The sequence below is a fragment of the Cupriavidus consociatus genome, assembly GCF_017814975.1.
GTDB lineage: Bacteria > Pseudomonadota > Gammaproteobacteria > Burkholderiales > Burkholderiaceae > Cupriavidus > Cupriavidus consociatus.
In genome coordinates, this window is record NZ_JAGIQA010000009.1 from 51,045 (window position 1) to 72,564 (window position 21,520).

A 21,520-nucleotide genomic window follows, 5' to 3' on the forward strand; every position below is an offset into this window, starting at 1 on the left:
GGCCGGCAAGGCGCGAAGCCGCCAGCAGGGACGCGGCAAGGGGGCTTCAGCTTTCGTGAAGCCCTGGCGGCTCGATCTCGCCCGGCGTCGAAGCGATCAGCGCGGCCGCAGCGTAGCGCCCGGCCAGCGCCCTTCGCGCACCAGCGTGGCGGCCACGTCGGCCAGCACCACGCGCGCGGCCAGCCCCGCCGGGGACAGCTCATCGTCGGACAGGCTCACCAGCAGGTTGGGGCGGGTCGCGCCGGCGTCGGTGAGCAGCACGCTGCGGTAGGGCGTGCCCTGGCTGCGCGCCAGTGCCGCGCCGGGCTGGATGGTGGCGCCCAGGCCACCCTGCACGGCATCCATCAGGATCGCCAGGCCGTCGATCTCGGCCGCCACCTGCGGCTCGCGCTTTGCCTGCCGGAAGCAGGCGGCGACCAGCGCGCGCAATCCGTGCGAGCCGCTCGGCAGGATCAGCGGCAGCTTGCCCAGCGCCGCCACCGAGGTGCGTTCGCCGCGCGGCATGCCGGCCAGCCCCTCGGCGCCGATCACGAACAGGCGTTCGTCGAGCAGCGGCAGCACGCTCCAGCGCTGCGCCGGCTCCTCGCTGAACAGCACCGCCAGGTCGATCTGGCGCGCGCTCAGCATGGCGCCGAGATAGCCGGACAGGCTCTCCACCATGCGCAGCCGCACGTCTGGGTAGCGCTCGCGCATGGCCTGCATGAATGGCAGCGCCAGCACGCCTGCGGTGCTGGGCGGCAGCCCCACGCTGACGTGGCCAGACAATCGCGCCTGGCGCGCCGCGAGCGCGGCGTCGTCGATGTGGCGCAGCGCCAGCTGGGCCTGGCGCCAGAAGGCAAGGCCGGCATCGGTGGCGACCACGCCGGTCGAGGTGCGCTGCAGCAGCCGCGTCGACAGTTCGCCTTCCAGCCGGCTGATCTGCTGGCTCAGCGCGGAGGTGACCACGCCCAGCTCCAGCGCCGCCTTGCCCATGCTGCCATGCTCGATCACGCTGACGAAATAGCGCAGTTGCCTCAGTTCCATGTCGCGTCCCCGCTGCCGCAAATTGGCGGCATGGTAACGGAAAACCCGCCACGGTTCACGAATCCTGAAGACCCCTTAACGCCCGCCCGATGGCGCGCGCCGCGGCGGCTGCGTAGAGTCGCCCCACCCGAAGCGGGCGCCTGCCCGCCGTCCCATAACAACATGACTTCCCGCAAAGGAGACTGCATGCCTTCCGTTTCGCGCATCCGCCGCGGCGTGCTGGCGGCGCTGGCCGCCGGCGCCGTGCTGGCCAATCCCGCCGCCATCAGCACGACATTCGCCGCCGACAGCTGGCCGGCCAAGCCGATCACGCTGGTGGTGCCCTTTGCCAGCGGCGGCACCACCGACATCCTCGCGCGCACCGTCGGCCTGAAGCTGGGCGAGGCGCTGCAGCAGCCCGTGGTGATCGACAATCGTCCGGGCGCCGGCGGCACCATCGGCGCGGCCAACGTCGCACGCGCGCAGCCTGACGGCTATACCTTCCTGCTCGCCACCGTGGCGCACACCATGGCGCCGGCCATCTACAAGAGCCTGCCGTACGAGTTCACGCGCGACCTCGATCCCGTGGGGCTGGTGGCGCTGACGCCCAATGTGCTGGTGGTCAATCCCGCGATCCCGGCGCGGTCGGTGCCGGAGCTGATCGCCTATATCAAGGCGCACCCCGGCAAGGTCAACTACGGCTCGGCCGGCATCGGCAGCACCGAGCACATGTCCGGCGAGCTGTTCCGCTCGCTCACCGGGACCGATATCGCGCACGTGCCGTACAAGGGCGGCGCGCCGATGATGACCGACCTGATCGCCGGCCAGATCCAGATGGCGATCGAGACCAGCCCGTCGGCCTCGCAGCACGTGCGCAGCGGCAAGGTCAAGGCGCTGGCCGTCACCACCGCGAAGCGCTCCGGCGCCTATCCGGGCGTGCCGACCCTGGCCGAGAGCGGCGTGAAGGGCTACGAAGTCACCACGTGGTTCGCGCTGATGGCGCCGCGTGGCACGCCGGCGGCGATCGGGCAGCGTGTGTCGGCGGAACTCGGCAAGCTGCTGCGGGCGCCGGACGTGCAGAAGCGCTTCGAAGAGCAGGGCGTGACCGCCGGCGACATGACGCCGCCGCAGCTCGCGGCGTTTATCCGCGCCGAGACCGACAAGTGGGTCAGGGTCGCGCGCGATTCGGGCGCGAAGGCGGAATAAGCGAGCGCCATCCGCATCACGCGGGCCCTGAACACCTGCTGCCTGCGGGAGTCCAATGGTATGACGCCAGCCTGGACCCGGAGGCAAGCCATGCATGACCTGACCTTTGTTCACGCTGACGCCGCGCATACCGAGTGGCAGGTTGCGCTGGCCGACTGCCAGCGCCAACTGGACACGCAGGACCTGCTGCGCCAGGCGCGGCTGGACCATGCGCCGCCGCTGACGCTCGGCTGGTGCTACCTCAGCGATTACTACGCGCTGGCCGCGGAGGCGATCCTCGCCGCGTTGCAGCAGAACTGGCCCGGGGTGTCGTGGGTCGGCACGGTTGGCCTCGGCGTGTCGGCGAGCGGCGTGGAATACTTCGACCAGCCGGCCATGGCGCTGCTGGCGGCGCCGTTCCCGCGCGGCAGCTTCCAGCTGTTCTCGGGGCGCCAGCCCTTGCCGGCCGCGTCTTCGGACTTCGTCCCGCATACCGCGCTGGTGCATGCCGAGTGCAGCACACCGGACGTGCAGGAGCTGCTGCACGAACTGAGCGCGCGCACCGCCACCGGCTACCTGTTCGGCGGACTGAGCTCGGCACGCAACCGTACCCTGCATATTGCAGACGGTGTGTATTCCGGCGGACTGTCCGGCGTGCTGTTTGGTCCGGAAGTCGAACTCGTCTCCCGCGTCACGCAGGGCTGCCAGCCGATCGGGCCGGCACGCGCGGTGACGCGCAGCGAACACAACCTGCTCTTCGCACTAGACGGCAAGCCCGCGCTGGATTGCGTGCTGCAAGACCTGGGCGTCGAGCGCGACGCACCCGTGGAAGCGATGGCCGAAGCGTTGTCGGGAACGCTTGCGGGATTGAACGCCGCCACCGACGATGCGCCGGTGCAGCCGGGCAGGTTCGGCTCGGATACGCTGGTGCGCCACCTGATCGGCCTGGATGTGCAGCATCGCGTGCTCGCGCTGGCCGACCAGGTCGCGCCGGGCATGCGGCTGGCGTTCTGCATGCGCAACGCCGCCGCGGCTCGCGCGGACCTGGAACGCATCGCCACGGAAATCCGCACGGACATCGAGCAAGGCGGCGGCCACGCGCGAGGCGCGCTCTACATCAGCTGCTCAGGCCGGGGCGGGCCGCATTTCGGCGCGCCGCATGCGGAGTTGCAAACCGTGCGCGGCGCACTGGGTGACCTTCCGCTGGCAGGCTTCTTTGCAGGCGGCGAGATCGCCCGGGATCACCTCTATGGCTATACCGGTGTGCTGACGGTATTCACCAGCCATTGAACGGGCTGGCGCCGGGGCAGGGAACAGGCCAGGGACCAGGTCAGCCGATGACGGCTTCGATGCTGCGCACCTGCCGCGCAAACCAGCTGCGCAGCAAGCCGTTCGACCAGACCATCGGCAGTGAAGACGCAACCATGCGGTAGACCTCGCGGCGCGGCATCTTCGAGGCCCTGGCCGGGTCCAGCCAGTGTTCGTTGCGCACCAGCAGCAGCAAGGTTTCCATGCCGATCAGGATCGGCCACAGGCACGCCAGCCGCAGCCGGACGAAACGCCGCGGGATGGCCAGCGTATAGGCCATGGCTTCATGGAAATGCGCCAGCGTCATGCCGGAAAGCGACCGCATCAGGGCATGCGCGCGCACCGAGGCGTCCGGCAGCAGCAAGTCCTGCGGACCCAGCCCGTGCTGAACCAGCAGCGACGCCGGCAGGTAGCAGCGGCCGATGCGCAGGTCCTTGCCGCAGTCGCGCAGCACATTGGTCATCTGCAACGCCTTGCCGAAGCGGATCCCGCTGCGCAGCATGGCGCCGAGGTCTCCATTGATCGCACCCGGCACGTGCGCCGCGGTCATGTGGGTCCAGAATTCGCCGACGCATCCGGCGACCATGTAGGTGTAGTGGTCCAGCGCCGCCAGGTCGGGCAGTGCCACGATGCGGCCGGCGCGCTCGTCGGGGAACGTGCGCAGGTCGAATTCCATGCCTTCGCTGAGGGTGGAGACGATCTGCCTTACCGCTTGCCGGTCAGCCGGTTCCAGCTGCGTGAGCACCGCCAGCGCGGGATCGAGCGACTCGAGCAGGATCCGCTCATCCGGGTGCTCCTGGTGGTGAGCCATCTCCGTCGCGATGCGGAGCGCCGACGCCGCGCCATCCGTGTTGCCGTTGACCTGGTCACGCAACGACAGCAGCAACGCCAGCCGGCATTCCGGCGCAACCAGCGCCGTATCAGCGATCGTGTCGGCGGCACGCGCCAGCAGGTAGGCCAGCCCGACCGGATCGCGCATCCGCGCGGGCAGCACGCGCAGCGTGAGGTAGAACGAACGCGAGACGCCTTTGAGCAGCGGACCGAGGAGGAACGCCCGGCTGGGTTCGCGCATGGGTGGTGTCCTGTTCCCTGAGAGGTTTGCGGAATGGCATGGCCCGCCTGGCCGCAGGCCGGCCCGGGCATTGTACCTTTGGCGCAACGGGCAGGTCCTGGATCCGCGGGCGCTACTCAGGGCAAGGCTTTGCCCAGATAACGCTCGAACCACTGCGACGCCAGGCGGGCGACGGATTCCAGTGCTCCGGGTTCCTCGAACAAATGGGAGGCGCCGGGAACGATCACCAGCTTCTTCTGGCACTTGAGCTGGGCGAAGGCGAACTCATTGCGTTCAATGACGCTCACATCCAGCCCGCCGATGATCAGCATGGTGGGCGCAAGCAGATTCGCCAGCGCATCGGCGCCCGCCAGGTCGACCCTGCCGCCGCGTGAAACGATCGCGTGTATCGGGATCGGCGACTGGCTGGCGGCACGGATCGACGCGGCGGCACCGATGCTGGCGCCGAAGTAGCCCAGCTTCGTTGGCACGCCTTGCTGCCGCACCAGCCAGTCGGTCGCCTGCGCCAGGCGCGATGCCAGCAGCCCGACGTCGAAGCGGATCGCCTGCACCTGGTCCTCGTCCGGCATGAGCAGGTCCATCAACAGCGTTCCCATGCCGCAGCGGTTGAGCTCGGCGGCCACATACCGATTGCGCGGGCTATGCCGGGAACTGCCGGTGCCGTGTGCGAACAGTACCAGGGCGCCTGCGCCTGGCGGCAAGGCCAGCATGCCTTGCAACGCCACGCCACCCGCGGGGATCACAACGTCGATGGCATCTGCACTGCTGCTGCGCATGGCCGCCCTCCGGAAGATGGCGCTTCGACGCTGCCTGCGTTGCAATCGGCCCCATCGCAGTCCACTATAGGGCGAGCGTAGCGGGGAGGCCAGCCGCCCCTGCTGGTCCGCTGACGCGCGGAATCGTCAAGCAATCCACCAGCGATCGACCGCGATCGACCAACGTCCCGATGCATCAGGAGAGGCCATGAAGACCCTGTTTCTCGTCCGCCACGCCAAGTCAAGCCGCGATGACCCGTCCTTGCCAGACCGCGAGCGGCCGCTGGACGATCGCGGGCAGCGCGATGCCCCGGAAATGGGCAAGCGCCTGGCCGAGCGCAAGGTAAAGCCGGATCTGCTCGTGTCGAGTCCGGCCGTGCGCGCGCTGGCCACGGCGCACCTGATCGCCGACGAACTCGGCTATGCGCGCAAGGATATCGCGATCGATGACCGCCTGTACGCCAGCAGTGCGGATGAGCTGCTGGCTGTTGTTCGTGCGCTCGACAAGAAGCTTGGCAGCGTGATGTTGTTCGGCCACAACCCCGAATTCACTGACTTCGCACAGCGCCTGTCGGGCGAGATCACCGACATGCCGACCTGTGCCGTCGCCAGGTTCCGTTTCGACACCAAGTCGTGGGCGGATGTCGGGGACATCACCCCGTCGAAAGTCTCGCTGGATTCGCCCGGGAAGTCGTAGTCGAAGGTCGGGCGTGGGCGCTGCAGCGATATCTCCGGCTTGACCATCCGGGGCGAAGCGATAAGAATTTGCGATCGCAGGCGAAAGCCTGCCTTCATGCTTTTCTGCCCGTCGTCCCACCCCATGATTCCACCCGTCAGCACCCTCCACGGCCGCCTCAAGATGCAGCACCTGCGCCTGCTGCTGGCGGTGGAGGAGCGCGGCTCGCTGCGGCAGGCGGCCGAGGCGCTGACGTTGACGCAGCCCGCCGTCAGCAAGATGTTGCAGGACATGGAAGACCTGCTGGGCGTGCCGCTGTTCGAGCGCCATGCGCGCGGGCTGCGTGCGACGCGCTTCGGAATGGCGGCCACGCGCTATGCCAGGCTGGTGTTTGCCGACATGGACGGCTTGCGCGACGAGCTGGTGGCGCTCGAGTCGGGCAAGATCGGGCGCGTGCGCGTCGGCGCGGTGATGGCGCCGACGCCTGGCCTGCTGGCCGAGGTGATCCGGCGGCTGAACCGCGACCATCCGCGGCTGGAGGTGGCGGTGCAGGTGGAGACCAGCGACCTGCTGGTGCCGCTGCTGGAGCGCGACCAGCTCGATATCGTGCTGGGCCGCGTGCCCGATGGCTGGGACAGTAGCAGCCTCGAGTTCGAGCAGCTTGGCGACGAGGGCCTGGCGATCGTGGTTGGGCCGCAGCACCCGCTGGCGCGGCGGCGCAAGCTGACGTTCGCGGAGCTGACCCGCTACCCGTGGATCATGCAGCCACGGCCCAGTCCGATGCGCGCGCTGATCGACCGCTCGTTCGAGGATGCGGGCGTGCCGGCCCCGCCGTCGACCATCGAGACCGCCGCGGTGCTGATGACCACGTCGCTGCTCGCCGACAGCGAGCTGATCGCGGTGCTGCCGGAGTCGGTGGCGGCGTACTACGGCCGCCTCGGCGCGCTGGCGGTGCTGCCGTTGCCGCTGCCGCGCAAGCTGGGGCCATACGGCATCGTCACGCGGCGCGGGCGCCCGCCGACCGCATCGATGAGCCTGCTGATCGATATGCTGCTGGCGCTGTCGCGCTAGCGCTGCAGCTTGCCGTCGAGGCGCCAGGCGTGGCGCTGCTCGCTGTCGGGGCGCAGCGAGGCGGGCAGCAGGTCCGCCGGCATGTCCTGGTAGCTGACTGGCCGCACGAAGCGCGCGATCGCGAGGCTGCCGACCGAGGTCGAGCGGCCATCGGACGTGGCGGGCCAGGGGCCGCCGTGGACCATGGCGTGTCCGACTTCCACGCCGGTGCCGAAGCCATTGACCAGAATGCGGCCCGCCAGGCGCTCCAGCGCGGGCAGCAGCGTGCGCGCGGTGTCATGGTCGGCGGGGTCGATATGCAGCGCGGCGGTAAGCTGGCCCTCCAGCGATTCGACCACGCGCCGCATTTCCGCCACATCGCGGCAGCGCACCACCAGCGACGACGCACCAAAGACTTCGTGGCGCAGCGTCTGGTCGGCCAGGAAGGCCTCGGCGCTGGTGCTGAACAGCGCCGCCTGCCCTTGCAACGTGCTGCCTGCCTGGCCGCGCGCCACCAGCTGTACCTGCGCATGCTGCGCGAGCGTGCCGACGCCGTTGCAGTAGGCGCGCAGGATGCCGGCGCTCAGCATGCTCTGCGCGCCGATGTCCGCCAGGCTTGCGGCCGCGGCTTCCAGGAACTGGTCCAGGCCTGCGCTTTCTATTGCCAGAACCAGTCCGGGATTGGTGCAGAACTGTCCGGCGCCCAATGTCAGCGAACTGGCAAAGGCCGCGCCGATGGCTTGCGCACGGTTGGCCAGCGCATGCGGGAACAGCAGCACGGGATTGATGCTGCTCATCTCCGCAAACACGGGAATCGGCTCCGGACGTGCCGCGGCGATCGCCATCAGCGCCTGGCCGCCGGCGCGCGAGCCGGTGAAGCCGACTGCCTTGATGCGCCGGTCCGCCACCAGTCCCTGGCCGATTTCCAGCCCGGTGTCGAACAGCAGCGAGAAGGTGCCCTCGGGCAGGTCCAGCTCCGCCGCGGCCTGCTGGATGGCACGGCCGACCAGCTCGGACGTGCCGGGGTGCGCCGGATGCGCCTTGACGATGACGGGGCAGCCGGCGGCCAGTGCGGATGCGGTATCGCCGCCCGCGACCGAGAACGCCAGCGGGAAGTTGCTGGCGCCGAAGACCGCGACGGGGCCCAGCGGGATATGGCGCAGGCGCAGGTCGGGGCGCGGCAGCGGCTGGCGCTCGGGCTGGGCCGGGTCCACGCGCAGTTCCAGGAAATCGCCCTGGCGCAGCATGCCGGCGAACAGGCGCAACTGGCCGACAGTGCGGCCGCGCTCGCCTTCGATGCGGCCGCGCGGCAGGCCGGATTCGGCGACGCAGCGGTCGATCAGCGCGTCGTCCAGCGCGAGGATATTCGCGGCGATGGCTTCGAGGAATTCGGCGCGCCGCGCGGGCGCGATCTCGCGATAGGTGTCGAAGGCCTGCCATGCCAGCGCACAGGCTTGGTCGAGCTGTGCCGGCGTGGCACCGCCGAAGGCGGGTTCGAGCGTGGCGCCGGTGGCGGCGTCGACGGCGTGCAGCGTGCCATGGGTGCCGCGAACCGCGCGGCGGCCGATCAGGAGGTCGCCTGAGAGCGTCATGTCTTGTCCTTGCTTGAGGTTCAACGGGCCCAGCGCAGCACCAGCGGATCCAGCCGCCGCGCAATCTTCAGCAGCCCCTCGCGCGTGGCCGGATGCATCGGCTGCAGCGGATGGCGTACGGCGTCCGAGGCAATCACCCCGCCTTCCTTCATCAACGCCTTGCTGGTCGCCAGCCACCCCTGCCGGTTCTCGTAGTTGATCAGCGGCAGCCACTGCTGGTAGCGCTGCGCCGCCAGCTCGGCGTCGCCTGCCTGCCACGCATCCAGGATCTGGCGGATGCCGTCGGGGAAGCCCGCGCCGGTCATCGCGCCGGTGGCGCCGGCTTCCAGATCGGCCATCAGCGTGATGGCTTCCTCGCCATCCCACGGGCCGACGATGGCGTCGCCCCCCAGCTCGATCAGTTCGCGCAGCTTGGCCGCTGCCTGCGGCACTTCGATCTTGAAGTACGAGACGTTGGCCAGCTCGCGCGCCATGCGGGCGAGAAAGGGTGCCGACAGCGTGGTGCCGCTGACCGGCGCGTCCTGGATCATGATGGGGATGTCGATGGCATCGGAGACCGTGGCGAAGAAGTCGTAGATGCCGCGCTCGGGCACGCGGATGGTGGCGCCGTGGTAAGGCGGCATCACCATCACCATGGCGGCGCCGGCGTCCTGCGCCGCGCGGCTGCGCTCGGCGCAGATGCGCGAGCTGAAATGCGTGGTGGTGACGATCACCGGCACGCGGCCGTCCACGTGCTCCAGCACGGTCTTCATCAGCACGCTGCGCTCGTCGTCGGTCAGCACGAACTGCTCGGAGAAGTTGGCCAGGATGCAGATGCCGTGCGACCCGGCGTCGATCATGAAGTCGATGCAGCGGCGCTGGCCGTCGAGGTCGAGGCCGCCTTGCTCGTCGAAAATGGTCGGTGCGACCGGGAATACGCCGCGGTAGACGGGCGCCTGGGATCGGGTCATGGTCTCCTCCTTGCGGCTGGCACGCGGCCAGCGCGGGTTGTGAGTTGTCAATCGGGGCAGTCAATCAGGTCGGGCCAATATACGAGCAGGGCAGTGGGGCTGTATATTGAAACCTTTCCATCTGGTGATCGCTTTTGCTACTCACAAATCCCAGCATGAAATCCACTCTGGACACTCTCACCGGCCGCTTGCGCATGAAGCAGCTGCAGCTATTGATCGCGCTGGACGAGCGCCAGTCGCTGCACCAGGCCGCGGCCGCGATGGCAATGACCCAGTCGGCCGCCAGCAAGTCGCTGCAGGAACTGGAAGGCATGCTGGAAGCGCCGCTGTTCGAGCGCTCCAAGCGCGGCATGCGCCCCAACGCCTTCGGCCATTGCGTGATCCGCCATGCACGGCAGCTGGTGGCGGACCTGGGTGCGATGTGCGAGGAAGTGGCCGGCATCCGCGCGGGAAGTGGCGGGCGCGTCGCCGTCGGCGTGATCATGGGCGCGATACCGGGTGTGCTGGTGCCGGCGCTCGAGCAGTTGCGACAGGCGCATCCGGACCTGGCGCTCGAGATCATCGAGGACACCAGCCTGCGCCTGCTCGGCCAGCTCGATGACGGCCATCTCGATCTCGTGCTCGGCCGCTCGCTGGTCAGCGACGAACCCGGCAAGTACCACTACCACCCGCTGGGCGACGAGCAGGTATCCGTGGTGGTCGGCCACCTCCATCCAGCGTCCCGGGCACGGGCGATGGACTTCGGCGACCTCGCCGGTTATCGCTGGATCACTTACGCGGGGCACATGCCGATGCATGCGCTGCTGCAGCGCGAACTGGACCATGCCGGGGTCAGCTTCCCCGCCAATGCCATTTCCACGTCGTCGGCGCTGATCACCGTGGCGATGCTCCAGCGCGATCCCGGGCTGGTATCGCTGCTGCCGGCCAGCGTGGCGCAGCTGTTCGTGCGCCAGAAGATGCTGCGCATCCTGCCCGTGACGCTGCAATCGCGGCAGGAAACCTTCGGCATCGTCACGCGGCGCGGCGGCGCCTTGTCCGCTTCCGCGCGGCAACTGGTGGCGATCCTGAAAGCGCAGGCGGGCAAGGCGGCCTTAGCGGCATAACCCAGGCCAAGGCATAGCCCAGGTATAACCCAGGTATAACTCCAAGTGATCGCCAGTTCAAAAAACGTCAGTAGTAGCGAATCGCTGATGCCCATATAGTCTGCTCATCCGCGCCACCAGAGCCGGACAGCAAATCGGAGACAGCGATGAAGACAAGGATTGCCGGCGCACTCGCCGGCCTGGCCACGGTGGCCGCTGCAGTGACGACCAGCGCCTGGGCGCAGGACACCCGGCCGGTGCGCCTGATGGTGGGGGCCGCGCCTGGCGGCGGCACCGACGTGATGGCGCGCATCGTCTCCGACAAGCTCGCCGCACAGTTGAAGCAGCCCGTCGTGGTCGACAACCGCCCCGGCGCCTCCAATACCATCGCCGCGGACATCACCGCCAAGGCCGCGCCGGATGGCAACACGCTGCTGATGGGCGTGGTCACCTCGCAGGCGATCGCGCCGCACCTGCTCAAGCTGCAGTTCGACCCGCTCAAGGACCTGGCGCCGGTGGCGCTGGTGTCGTCGGTGCCTAACGTGCTGGTGGTCAACAACCAGGTGCAGGCGCGCGACGTCAAGGCGCTGGTCGCGGAGATCAAGGCCAGCCCGGACAAGTTCCGCTTCAGCTCGTCGGGCGTCGGCAGCACCCAGCACCTGGCCGGCGCCGCGTTTGCGCGCCAGATCCAGGGCAAGCTGCTGCACGTGCCATACAAGAGCAGCAGCAGCGCGCTGGTCGACCTGATGGGCGGCCAGGTGGACATGAGCTTCGAGACCATGCCGTCTGTGATCAGCCATATCAAGGCCGGCAAGCTGCGCGCGCTGGCGGTGACCGCGGACAAGCGCTCGGCGCTGCTGCCCAATGTGCCGACGCTGGCCGAGGCTGGCGTGCCGGGCATCCAGATGAATGCCTGGTACGGCGTCTATGCGCCGGCTGGCACGCCGCCCGCCACGCTGCAGAAGCTGGGCACCGCGCTGTCGACCGTGATCAAGGATCCGGATACCGTGCGCAGGCTGGCCGACGTGGGGGCCGTACCCGGCACGCTGACCGCTGCGCAGTTCGATGCCTTCTCGCGTGCCGAGTACGCGCGCTATGGCAAGCTGATCGCCGAGCTTGGCGTCAAGCTCGACTGAGCCTGAATTTCAAGAGTAATTTCATGACTTCACGTCCACGAATCGCGATGGTGCTGGGCGATCCCGCCGGCATCGGCCCCGAACTGATCGCGCGCCTGCTGGCCGACCCGGCCACCAGCGAACAGGCCGACATCCTGCTGATCGCCGACCGCGACGAATGGCGCCGCGGCATGCAGGTGGCGGGCGTCGAGCTGGCGCTGGCCGAGACCGATACGCCCGCACTCGCGCCAGGCGCGCCGCGCCTCTACCACTGGGAACTGGACGGCAAGCCCGCGTATCCGCGCGGCGCGTCCAGCGCCGAGGGCGGCCGCTACAGCCTGGGCACGCTGTCGCTGGCGCTGCAGCTGGCGCAGTCGGGCCAGGCAGACTCGATCCTGTTCGGGCCGCTCAATAAAAGCTCGCTGCACGCCGCGGGCATGGACCACAGCGACGAGCTGCACTGGTTTGCCGAGCAACTCGGCTACCACGGCAATTTCTGCGAATTCAACGTGCTCGACGGCCTGTGGACCTCGCGTGTGACCTCGCACGTAGCGCTCAAGGACGTGCCGGCGATGATCACGCCGGAACGCGTCGGCGCCGCCATCGACCTGATCGACCAGGCGCTGCGCCGCGCCGGCATGGCGAGCCCGCGCATCGCCGTGTGCGGCCTGAACCCGCACAACGGCGACAACGGTGCCTTCGGCCGCGAAGAGATCGACGTGATCGCGCCTGCCGTCGCTGCGGCGCGCGGGCGCGGCGTGAATGCCGAAGGCCCGTTCCCGGCCGACACCATCTTCCTGAAGGTGCAGGGCGGCCCGTCGCAGCGGCAGTTCGACGCCATCGTCACCATGTACCACGACCAGGGGCAGATCGGCATCAAGCTGATGGGCTTCTCGCGCGGCGTGACGGTGCAGGGCGGGCTGCCGGTGCCGATCACCACGCCGGCGCATGGCACCGCGTTCGATATCACACAGCAGGGCCGCGCCGATCCCGGCGCCACGCGGCAGGCGTTCCAGATCGCCTGCCGCATGGGTGCGCAACGGCGCGCCGCCGCACGCACCGCCGCAAGCGCCTAGCCACTCGTCCATACATACCGGATCCAGCATGACCGCCCCCGGCGCGGCCGGGGAGCGTTCGCGCCAACGCATTGCCATCAGGAGCTGAACATGAAGATCACCAACGTCCGCGCCCGCGTCTTCGAATGGAAGGGCAAGACCGTGCCGCCGCAGGCGCATTTCTGCACCAACGCCACCGACATCCTGTTCGAGCGCGGCGACGCCATGGGCTCGTTCCGCTTCCACGGCTGGATGGTGGTCGAGATCGAGACCGACACCGGCCTGGTCGGCATCGGCAACTGCGCGCTGGCCCCGCGCGTGGCCAAGCAGATCGTCGACGAGTACCTGGCGCCGGTAGTGATCGGCCAGGATCCCTTCGACAACGAATACCTGTGGCAGAAGATGTACCGCCGCACCCACGCCTGGGGCCGCAAGGGCATCGGCATGGCGGCGATCTCTGCGGTCGATATCGCGCTGTGGGACCTGATGGGCAAGGCCGTGGGCAAGCCGGTGTTCAAGCTGCTGGGCGGGCGCACCAAGGAAAAGATCTGGTGCTATGCCTCCAAGCTGTACAACAACGACGACCGCGATGCCTTCCTGGCCGAAGCGCAAGGCTACCTGGACCAGGGCTTTACCGCGATGAAGATGCGCTTCGGCTACGGCCCCAAGGACGGCCCCGCCGGCATGCAGAAGAACATCGAGCAGGCGCGATTGCTGCGCGAGCTGGTCGGCGACGGCGTCGACATCATGCTGGAGTGCTACATGGGCTGGACGCTGGAATACGCGCGCCGCATGCTGCCGCGCCTGGCGGAGTTCAATCCCCGCTGGCTGGAAGAGCCGGTGATCGCCGACGATATCGAAGGCTATGTCGAACTGAAGAAGGCGAGCCCGTTCCCGATCTCCGGCGGCGAGCACGAGTTCACTTCGTACGGCTTCAAGGACCTGCTGGAGCGTCGCGCCGTCGACGTGATCCAGTACGACACCAACCGCGTCGGCGGCATCACCGCGGCGCAGAAGATCAACGCCATGGCCGAGGCCTGGTCGGTGCCGGTGATCCCGCACGCGGGACAGATGCACAACTACCACCTGACCTTGGCGTCGACCGCTTCGCCGATGTCGGAGTACTTCCCGGTGCACGACGTCGAGGTCGGCAACGAGCTGTTCTACTACATCTTCAAGGGCGACCCGGCGCCGGACAACGGCTACCTGCAGCTTGACGACAACTTGCCGGGACTGGGCCTGGAGTTGAATGAGGAGTACTTCAGCCAGTTCAATATCATCGGCTGACGGAGTGGCTGCCGCTGGCTGACTGGCCCTGGCGCACTACAATCAAGAGGCATCAAGAGGCGTAGTGCCCTTGTCCTGGAGTTCGCCATGGCCAGATCCCGCCGTCTGCTGGCCGCCTGCGCGGCGCCCATGGGACTGATGTGTGCCATCGGCGCCATCAGTGCCTTCGCCGCGCCGCCTGCCGGAACGCTGACCGTTTCCTTCCCCCATTCCGACACTTACACCGATGCCGCCTACCGCAGCGCATACGGCAGCGACCGCGAGCGCGCGCAGGTGATGAACGATATCCGCCGCCACTTCGACGAGCTGGCGGCGCGCTACCTGCCGCCGGGCTATGCGCTGAATATCGAGGTGCTCGATGTCGATCTCGCGGGACACTTCGAGCCATGGCGCGTGCGCGGCTATGACGTCCGTATCGTGCGCGATGTCACCTGGCCGCGCATGACGCTGCGCTATGAACTGCGCAGCAGCGACGGTGCCGTGATCGGCAGCGGCGAGCAGCGTATCTCCGACCAGAATTTCAACATGGGCGTGAACGTCTACAGCCAGAGCGACAGGCTGCGCTATGAAAAGGCGATGATGGACCGCTGGTTTGACGAGACCGTCAGGCGCCGGATCGCAGCACGCCAGACCGGACAGGGATGATCCGACGCTGGCACTACTCGGCGTAGATGCGCTGCGCCGTCTCGCGCAGCGCATCCGCGACCAGCAGTGCGCCGGGCGACATCAGCCGGTCGGTCGGCGTGATCAGGCCAAAGTCGTCCATATGGCAGGGCATGGCCATCGGCAGCACCTCCACCATGCCGAACGCCGCGTAGTACTGCGCGACATCCGCCGTCAGCACTGCGATCATGTCTGACTGCGTCACCATGCGCGTCAGGAACAGCAGCGCGGCGGTTTCCACCACATTGGTCGGCGGCGCCAGGCTGGCGCGCTGGAACATCAGCTCGAAACGGTGGCGCAGCACCGTGCCGGCCGGCGGGATCAGCCAGGCGGCGTCGGTGGTGTCGGCCAGCGACAGGGCGGGCGCTGCCAGCATCGGGTGGCCGGGCCGCACCACGGCGCATACCGGCTCTTCCGCCATCGGCTCGTAGCGCAGCCTGCCCTTGTCGTGCTCGGGGAACAGCCGCGCGACCACCATGTCCAGCTTTTCCTGCCCGAGCCGGTCGAGCAGCACGTTGCTGTTGTCGATTTCCACCGAGACCCGCAATCCCGGATAGCTTGCCTTCACCCGCGCGATCGCCGGCGGCAGCAGCCGCACGCCGGGCGAGGTGATCGCGCCGATCGCCACATGGCCGAGCCGGCCCGCCTTCAGCGCCAGCACTTCCTCGCGCGCCTGGTTGAGGCTGCCGATCACCGCGCGCGCGTGCCGGATCATCGCGCGGCCGTAGTCCGTCGGCGCCATGCCACGCGGCAGGCGCTCGAACAGCGGTACCGACAGCATCTCTTCCAGCTCGCGCAGCAGCTTCGAAGCGGCCGGCTGGGTCATCGCCAGCCGTTCCGCGGCGCGATGGATGCTGCCTTCGTCGGCGACGGCCAGCAGTAGCAGCAGTTGGCGCGTCTTGAGGCGGGTGTGGCTGTGCCAGGCGGGTGCCGCTGGAGCCGCAACTGTCATGGGGGAAAGGTTGGGGGCTGCCATAGGGTAAATACCAATGCGGATATCGATATCGCAAATGCCGAACTCTTCATTAGTAGCATATCGGCGAGCTGCATACACTCCGTCCGACAAAACAACAACGACCGGAGACAGCGTGGTGCGCCGCCATGATGCGATGCCGCTGGATCCGTCGTCCCTGCTATCTTCGCCGCCGGCCCAGGCGGCCCTCGCCACAGGAACAACATGTCGGATTCCAAGGACAAGCAACGCAAGCCGCTGCGCTCGACGGCGTGGTTCGGCACCGCCGACAAGAACGGCTTCATGTATCGCAGCTGGATGAAGAACCAGGGCATTCCCGAGCATGCATTCGATGGCCGCCCGGTGATCGGCATCTGCAATACGTGGTCGGAACTCACGCCCTGCAACGCGCATTTCCGCAAGCTGGCCGAGCACGTCAAGCGCGGCGTGTACGAGGCCGGCGGCTTTCCGGTGGAATTTCCGGTGTTTTCCAACGGCGAATCGAACCTGCGCCCGACCGCCATGCTGACCCGCAACCTGGCCGCGATGGACGTGGAGGAAGCGATCCGCGGCAATCCGATCGATGCGGTGGTGTTGCTGACCGGCTGCGACAAGACCACGCCGGCGCTGCTGATGGGCGCGGCCAGCTGCGACGTGCCGGCCATCGTCGTCACCGGCGGGCCCATGCTCAACGGCAAGCTCGACGGCAAGGACATCGGCTCGGGCACGGCGGTGTGGCAGCTGCATGAGTCGCTCAAGGCGGGCGAGATCAACCTGCACCAGTTCCTGTCGGCCGAAGCCGGCATGTCGCGCTCGGCCGGTACCTGCAACACCATGGGCACCGCCTCGACCATGGCGTGCATGGCCGAGGCGCTGGGCACGTCGCTGCCGCACAACGCAGCGATCCCGGCGGTCGATTCGCGCCGCTACGTGCTGGCACACATGTCCGGCATCCGCATCGTCGAGATGGCGCGCGAGGACCTGACGCTGTCGAAGATCCTGACGCGCCAGGCGTTCGAGAACGCGATCCGCGTCAATGCCGCGATCGGCGGCTCGACCAACGCCGTGATCCACCTGAAGGCGATCGCCGGCCGCATCGGCGTGCCGCTGGAGCTGGAAGACTGGAGCAACGTGGGGCGCGACACGCCGACCATCGTCGACCTGATGCCGTCGGGCCGCTTCCTGATGGAGGAGTTTTACTACGCCGGCGGCCTGCCCGCGGTGCTGCGCCGCATGGGCGAGGGCGGCCTGCTGCCGCATCCGGGCGCGCTGACCGTCAATGGCAAGGCGATCTGGGACAACGTGAGGGATGCGCCGATCACCAACGACGAAGTCATCCGCCCGCTGGACCAGCCCCTGATCCGCGACGGCAGCATCCGCATCCTGCGCGGCAACCTGTCGCCGCGCGGCGCAGTGCTCAAGCCGTCGGCGGCGACGCCCAGGCTGCTGCGCCACCGCGGCCGCGCGGTGGTGTTCGAGAACCTGGAGCACTACAAGGAGCGCATCGTCGACGAGTCGCTCGACGTCGACGAGAATTCGGTGCTCGTCCTCAAGCGCTGCGGCCCGCGCGGCTATCCCGGCATGGCCGAGGTCGGCAACATGGGCCTGCCGCCCAAGCTGCTGCGCCAGGGCATCAAGGACATGGTGCGCATTTCCGATGCGCGCATGAGCGGCACCGCCTACGGCACCGTGGTGCTGCACGTGGCGCCGGAGGCCGCGGCCGGCGGGCCGCTGGCGATCGTGCGCGACGGCGACTGGATCGAGCTGGACTGCGAGGCCGGGCGCCTGCACCTGGATATCGACCCTGCCGAGTTCGAGCGCCGCATGGCCGACGTGCAGCCGGTGCAGGCGCCCGCCGACGGCGGCTATCGCAAGCTCTACGTCAACCACGTGCTGCAGGCGGACGAGGGCTGCGACCTCGACTTCCTGGTCGGCTGCCGCGGACGCGAGGTGCCGCGCCACTCGCACTGATCCATCCCATTGCATTGAATGCGCGCGGCCCCGGCGGCGCGTGCGCGACCCCTTACAAGAACAGAGGAGACTAGCCATGCAAGGCACACAGACCGCGCCGCTGGAGCGCGCCGTCCCAGCACAGGAGACCGGCGCCCAGGCGCAGGAAGAGACCCGCATCGTCGGCATGCTGGTGCGCCGGCTGATTCCGTTCCTGGCGCTGATCTACGTGGTGGCGTATATCGACCGCTCGGTGGTCGGCTTTGCCAAGCTGCACATGAACGCGGCGCTCGGCATCAGCGACGCGGCCTATGGCCTGGGCGCGGGTTTGTTCTTCATCGGCTACTTCCTGTGCGAGGTGCCGAGCAACCTGGCGCTGGAGCGCTTCGGCGCGCGCCGCTGGTTCGCGCGCATCCTGCTGACCTGGGGCGTGATCACCATGGCGATGGCGTTCACGCAGGGCGCGCACAGCTTCTACGTGCTGCGCTTCCTGCTGGGCGCGGCCGAAGCCGGCCTGTATCCGGGCATCCTGTACTTCCTGACCAAGTGGTTCCCGATGCGCCATCGCGCGCGCATCATCGGACTGCTGGTGCTGGCCCAGCCGATCGCGCTGATCATCACCGGACCGATTGCCGGCCTGGTGCTGTCGACGCAGGGGCTGTTCGGCATGTCCAACTGGCAGACGCTGTTCGTGCTGAGCGGCCTGCCGGCGGTGCTGCTGTGCCTGCCCACGCTGCGCATCCTGCCGGAATCGCCCGCCAGTGCCGCATGGCTGGCACCGGCCGACCGCGCCTGGATCGAGCGCGAACTCGCCGCCGACCAGGCCGCCTATGCGCTCAAGCCGCACGGCAACCCGCTGCAGGCGCTCAAGGACAAGCGCGTGCTGCTGCTGTCGCTGCTGTTCCTGCCGTTCCCGCTGAGCATCTACGGGCTGTCGCTATGGCTGCCGACCATCATCAAGCAGTTCGGCGTGACCGATGCGATGACCGGCCTGCTGTCGGCCGTGCCCTACCTGTTCGCCGTGATCGGCCTGTACCTGGTGCCGCGCCACTCGGACCGCAAGGGCGAGCGCTACGGCCACATCGTGGTGGTGTCGGGGATGGCGGCGATCACCATGGCGCTGAGCGCATGGGTGCAGTCGCCGGTGCTGCAGTTCCTGTTTATCTGCCTGACCGCGTTCTCGATCTATTCGATCCAGGCGGTGGTGTGGGCGCTGCCGGGCGAATTCCTGACCGGCGCCAGCGCCGCGGTGGGGATTGCCACCATCAACTCGCTGGCCAACCTCGGCGGCTACTTCGGGCCGTATGGCATTGGCGTGATCAAGGACGCCACCGGCAGCCTGGCCGCGGGGCTGTACTTCCTGTCGGCAATGCTGGTGTTCGCGGTGGTGATGGCGTTCGTGGTGCGCGCCGCGCTGCGGCCGGCGACGCGGGCCGGTGCAGCGCGGGCCCGCGCCTGAGCGCCGGCGTCACGGCCGCCGCTTCCTCCATTCATAGTTGGGCGGCGGATCCGCCGCGCCGGCGCGGCCGACCGAGTTGGGGTTTTCCGAGCACAGCGTGACAAAGCTCACCGGCTCGCCCGCATGCTGGCGCTGGCGCAGCGCTTCGGTGAAGTGCAGCGCCTCGCGCATCGCTTCGCTCGGAAACGACTGCGCGTGCGGCGTCAGTCCGGAACCGTGGGCTTCGGACCAGTAGACCATGTACATAAGGGCTTCCTTTTGCGTGCGCCGGGTTGTGCCTGGTTGCTGCAACCTTCGTTCCCGCTGCCGTGGCTGCTGGCAGTGGGAGGCGGAGTGTGCGGGAGACCACGATTGCAATCCCTTCCTCCGCCTTTTGCAAGCTTTGGCATGGCGCAGGCACAATGGCGCTACTCGTACGGTCGGTGCTTCGGGCGCCTCGCGCCTTGCCGCCCGGTCCTGATTGCGCAGTGTCCTTCCCGTCCCCTCCCGTCCCCTCCCGTCCCGCGTCCCCATGCCTGATATCGCGCTGATTCCCGCCACCGCCGCCGATGCCGACCGGCTCGCCGCCATGCACACCGCCAGCTGGCAGTACACCTATCCCGGCATGCTGCCGGACGCGTACCTGCGCGAGCAGGCCTATCCGGAGCGGCTGGCGGCCTGGCGCGCGCGCATGCATGAGGGCGCGGATGGCCCCGTGGAGGCCACGCTGGCGCTGGTCGATGGCGTGGCCGCTGGCTTTGCCTGCCTGTTGCCCGAGGCCGAGCCCCGGTTCGGCATCTACCTGGACAACCTGCATGTCCTGCCGGCTTTCCATGGCCAGGGCGTGGGCAAGCGGCTGCTGGCGCATTGCGTGCAGCGCGTGGCGCAGCGGTGGCCGGGGCAGCCGCTGTTCCTCTATGTGCTCGAGGCCAATACGCAGGCGCGCGAGTTCTACCAGCGGCTGGGCGGCGAGGCATCGGAACCGTTCGAGGACGATTTCCACGGGGCCGGCCTGCGCGTCATGGTGCGGCGCGTGACCTGGCCCGACGTGGCGGCGCTGGCCAGGCGGCTGGCGTAACGGGCTGGCATAGCGGCTTGGCATAACGGGCAGGCGGGCGCGGCAGGCATTGCCGAACTGCTTGCCCCTGGCCTACCATCGCCGGCATGCCAACCGGAGAGGCCCAGCCATGATCCAGTCGACCGCCAGCTTGCCGCAACCCGCCCGTGCGCGCCTGTCCCAGGCCTTGGCCGCTGCCGCCATGACTGTGGTCCTGGCCGGCTGCGCCGGCACGACGGCAGCGCCGCCCGCCGCGGCCAGGCCTGCCGATGCCGCGGCGGCCGCGCCGCACTGGCAGCGAGTGCATCTTGGCGCAGGCGCAGGCTATGACTTCCCGGTCTATGCCAACCACCGGCTCGACGGCGACCTGTCACGCATCCGCGAAGTCGTGTTTGTCCAGCATGGCCTGCAGCGCAATGGCGACGACTACTATGCCGCCGGCGCCGAACTGCTGAAGGCCAGCGGCCGCAAGCCGGAAGAGGTGCTGCTGCTCGCGCCGAATTTCCCCGGCACGCCTGACCAGAAGAAGGGTTTTACCGGCATGCCGCAATGGTCGGTGCAGGGCTGGCTCAGTGGCGAGGACGCGGTCGACGGCCCGGCCCTTGTCAGTTCGCTGCAGGTGCTGGACGACCTGCTTGCCTTCGTCACCGACAAGGCGCGGCTGCCGCAGGTCGGCAAGGTGACGGTGGCCGGCCATTCCGGCGGCGCCCAGGTCGTGCACCGCTATGCAGTGCTGAACAATGTCGACGAGCGCATCCGCGCAGGCGGCATCGACCTGCGCTACGTCGTGGCCAATCCGTCGTCCTATCTGTATTTCACGCCGGTGCGGCCGGCTGGCGCCGATGGCAAGTCGTTCGCGCCGTATGACAAGGCCATTTGCCCGGACTACGACAAATACCGCTACGGCGTGCAGGACATGGTGCCATACGCGAAAGGTGCCGACGGCATGGCGCTGTACCAGCGCTATGCCGGGCGCCAGGTGACCTATCTCGCCGGCACCGAGGACAACGATCCCAACCACCGCGTGCTCGACAAGGCCTGCGGCGCCGAGGCCGAGGGCCCGACGCGGCTGCAGCGTGCGCGTGGCTACCTGCGCTACGAGCGCTACCTCGCCAGCCCTGGCCTGGTGATCCGGCACCAGGCATATGAAGTGGTGGGCGTGGGGCACGACCAGGCGCGCATGTTCGGTTCGCAGTGCGGGGCACGGGCCGTGTTTGGCATGCCTGAAGCCGCCAATGCCGGTGGCGCGGCCTGCCGTGCGCCGCAGCTCTGAGGCGGGAACATCCGGATACCGTCACGGCAAGAAAAAACCCGCGGCAACCGCGGGTTCA

General features: G+C 68.4%; 20 protein-coding genes. 13 read left to right on the top strand and 7 right to left on the bottom strand.

The window, feature by feature from the left end; genetic code table 11:
- Positions 1-96: 96 nt before the first annotated feature.
- A complete protein-coding gene (locus J8I82_RS14225; protein ID WP_209758446.1) occupies positions 97-1,023 on the bottom strand; it encodes a LysR family transcriptional regulator in 927 nt (308 codons plus the stop codon).
- Positions 1,024-1,209: 186 nt separating this feature from the next.
- On the opposite strand from J8I82_RS14225, the gene J8I82_RS14230 reads away from it, so the two are divergent.
- Positions 1,210-2,208 (top strand): tripartite tricarboxylate transporter substrate binding protein, encoded by a 999-nt coding sequence (locus J8I82_RS14230; protein WP_209758448.1) that lies wholly within the window; start codon positions 1,210-1,212, stop codon positions 2,206-2,208.
- 90 nt (positions 2,209-2,298) lie between these two features.
- On the top strand, positions 2,299-3,477 hold the full coding sequence (locus J8I82_RS14235) for an FIST signal transduction protein (protein ID WP_209758450.1): 1,179 nt from the start codon (positions 2,299-2,301) through the stop codon (positions 3,475-3,477).
- A gap of 40 nt (positions 3,478-3,517) precedes the next feature.
- Here the strand turns inward: J8I82_RS14235 and J8I82_RS14240 are convergent, their stop codons facing one another.
- Positions 3,518-4,567, bottom strand: a complete 1,050-nt coding sequence (locus J8I82_RS14240) for a phytoene/squalene synthase family protein (protein WP_209758452.1) — start codon at positions 4,565-4,567, stop codon at positions 3,518-3,520.
- Between the two features lie 116 nt (positions 4,568-4,683).
- Positions 4,684-5,343 carry a dienelactone hydrolase family protein gene (locus J8I82_RS14245; RefSeq protein WP_209758455.1) on the bottom strand — a complete coding sequence of 220 codons (660 nt, stop codon included), beginning with the start codon at positions 5,341-5,343 and terminating at the stop codon, positions 4,684-4,686.
- Between the two features lie 187 nt (positions 5,344-5,530).
- Between J8I82_RS14245 and J8I82_RS14250 the strand changes: the two genes are divergently transcribed.
- Both J8I82_RS14250 and J8I82_RS14255 read left to right on the top strand, forming a co-directional pair.
- Positions 5,531-6,019, top strand: a complete 489-nt coding sequence (locus J8I82_RS14250; RefSeq protein WP_209758457.1) for a SixA phosphatase family protein — start codon at positions 5,531-5,533, stop codon at positions 6,017-6,019.
- Between the two features lie 123 nt (positions 6,020-6,142).
- Positions 6,143-7,069 (top strand): LysR family transcriptional regulator, encoded by a 927-nt coding sequence (locus J8I82_RS14255; RefSeq protein ID WP_209758459.1) that lies wholly within the window; start codon positions 6,143-6,145, stop codon positions 7,067-7,069.
- Here the strand turns inward: J8I82_RS14255 and J8I82_RS14260 are convergent.
- Together J8I82_RS14260 and J8I82_RS14265 are read right to left on the bottom strand one after the other, a co-directional pair.
- On the bottom strand, positions 7,066-8,640 hold the full coding sequence (locus J8I82_RS14260; RefSeq protein ID WP_209758461.1) for an aldehyde dehydrogenase (NADP(+)): 1,575 nt from the start codon (positions 8,638-8,640) through the stop codon (positions 7,066-7,068). The genes J8I82_RS14255 and J8I82_RS14260 overlap by 4 nt on opposite strands.
- Positions 8,641-8,660: 20 nt before the next feature.
- Positions 8,661-9,590, bottom strand: coding sequence for a dihydrodipicolinate synthase family protein (locus tag J8I82_RS14265; RefSeq protein WP_209758463.1), 930 nt, complete (start codon positions 9,588-9,590; stop codon positions 8,661-8,663).
- Positions 9,591-9,745: 155 nt separating this feature from the next.
- On the opposite strand from J8I82_RS14265, the gene J8I82_RS14270 reads away from it, so the two are divergent.
- The 5 genes from J8I82_RS14270 (at position 9,746) to J8I82_RS14290 (ending at position 14,774) form a co-directional block, all read left to right on the top strand.
- On the top strand, positions 9,746-10,693 hold the full coding sequence (locus J8I82_RS14270; protein WP_209758465.1) for a LysR substrate-binding domain-containing protein: 948 nt from the start codon (positions 9,746-9,748) through the stop codon (positions 10,691-10,693).
- Between the two features lie 146 nt (positions 10,694-10,839).
- Entirely contained in the window at positions 10,840-11,808 is a 969-nt protein-coding gene (locus tag J8I82_RS14275) for a Bug family tripartite tricarboxylate transporter substrate binding protein (RefSeq protein ID WP_209758467.1), read from the top strand.
- Between the two features lie 23 nt (positions 11,809-11,831).
- Complete coding sequence (locus J8I82_RS14280) at positions 11,832-12,863, top strand: 4-hydroxythreonine-4-phosphate dehydrogenase PdxA (protein ID WP_209758469.1); 1,032 nt, start codon at positions 11,832-11,834, stop codon at positions 12,861-12,863.
- Positions 12,864-12,953: 90 nt separating this feature from the next.
- Positions 12,954-14,129: an L-rhamnonate dehydratase gene (locus J8I82_RS14285; protein ID WP_209758471.1), complete on the top strand. Its 1,176-nt coding sequence runs from the start codon at positions 12,954-12,956 to the stop codon at positions 14,127-14,129.
- An 87-nt stretch (positions 14,130-14,216) separates the two neighbouring features.
- The gene (locus J8I82_RS14290; RefSeq protein WP_209758474.1) at positions 14,217-14,774 is read left to right on the top strand and encodes a DUF3016 domain-containing protein; all 558 of its coding nucleotides are present in this window, start codon (positions 14,217-14,219) and stop codon (positions 14,772-14,774) included.
- A 13-nt stretch (positions 14,775-14,787) separates the two neighbouring features.
- Here J8I82_RS14290 and J8I82_RS14295 read toward each other — a convergent pair whose 3' ends face one another.
- Complete coding sequence (locus tag J8I82_RS14295) at positions 14,788-15,744, bottom strand: LysR substrate-binding domain-containing protein (protein WP_209758476.1); 957 nt, start codon at positions 15,742-15,744, stop codon at positions 14,788-14,790.
- Between the two features lie 225 nt (positions 15,745-15,969).
- On the opposite strand from J8I82_RS14295, the gene J8I82_RS14300 reads away from it, so the two are divergent.
- Positions 15,970-17,715 (top strand): IlvD/Edd family dehydratase, encoded by a 1,746-nt coding sequence (locus J8I82_RS14300; RefSeq protein ID WP_209758478.1) that lies wholly within the window; start codon positions 15,970-15,972, stop codon positions 17,713-17,715.
- 76 nt (positions 17,716-17,791) lie between these two features.
- Complete coding sequence (locus J8I82_RS14305) at positions 17,792-19,153, top strand: MFS transporter (protein ID WP_280906962.1); 1,362 nt, start codon at positions 17,792-17,794, stop codon at positions 19,151-19,153.
- Positions 19,154-19,162: 9 nt separating this feature from the next.
- Here J8I82_RS14305 and J8I82_RS14310 read toward each other — a convergent pair whose 3' ends face one another.
- Positions 19,163-19,399: a hypothetical protein gene (locus J8I82_RS14310; protein ID WP_209758480.1), complete on the bottom strand. Its 237-nt coding sequence runs from the start codon at positions 19,397-19,399 to the stop codon at positions 19,163-19,165.
- Positions 19,400-19,664: 265 nt separating this feature from the next.
- Here J8I82_RS14310 and J8I82_RS14315 point away from each other — a divergent pair, with 265 nt between their 5' ends.
- A complete protein-coding gene (locus J8I82_RS14315; protein WP_209758482.1) occupies positions 19,665-20,210 on the top strand; it encodes a GNAT family N-acetyltransferase in 546 nt (181 codons plus the stop codon).
- Between the two features lie 109 nt (positions 20,211-20,319).
- Positions 20,320-21,462: a hypothetical protein gene (locus tag J8I82_RS14320; protein ID WP_209758484.1), complete on the top strand. Its 1,143-nt coding sequence runs from the start codon at positions 20,320-20,322 to the stop codon at positions 21,460-21,462.
- The last annotated feature ends 58 nt before the right edge of the window (positions 21,463-21,520 follow it).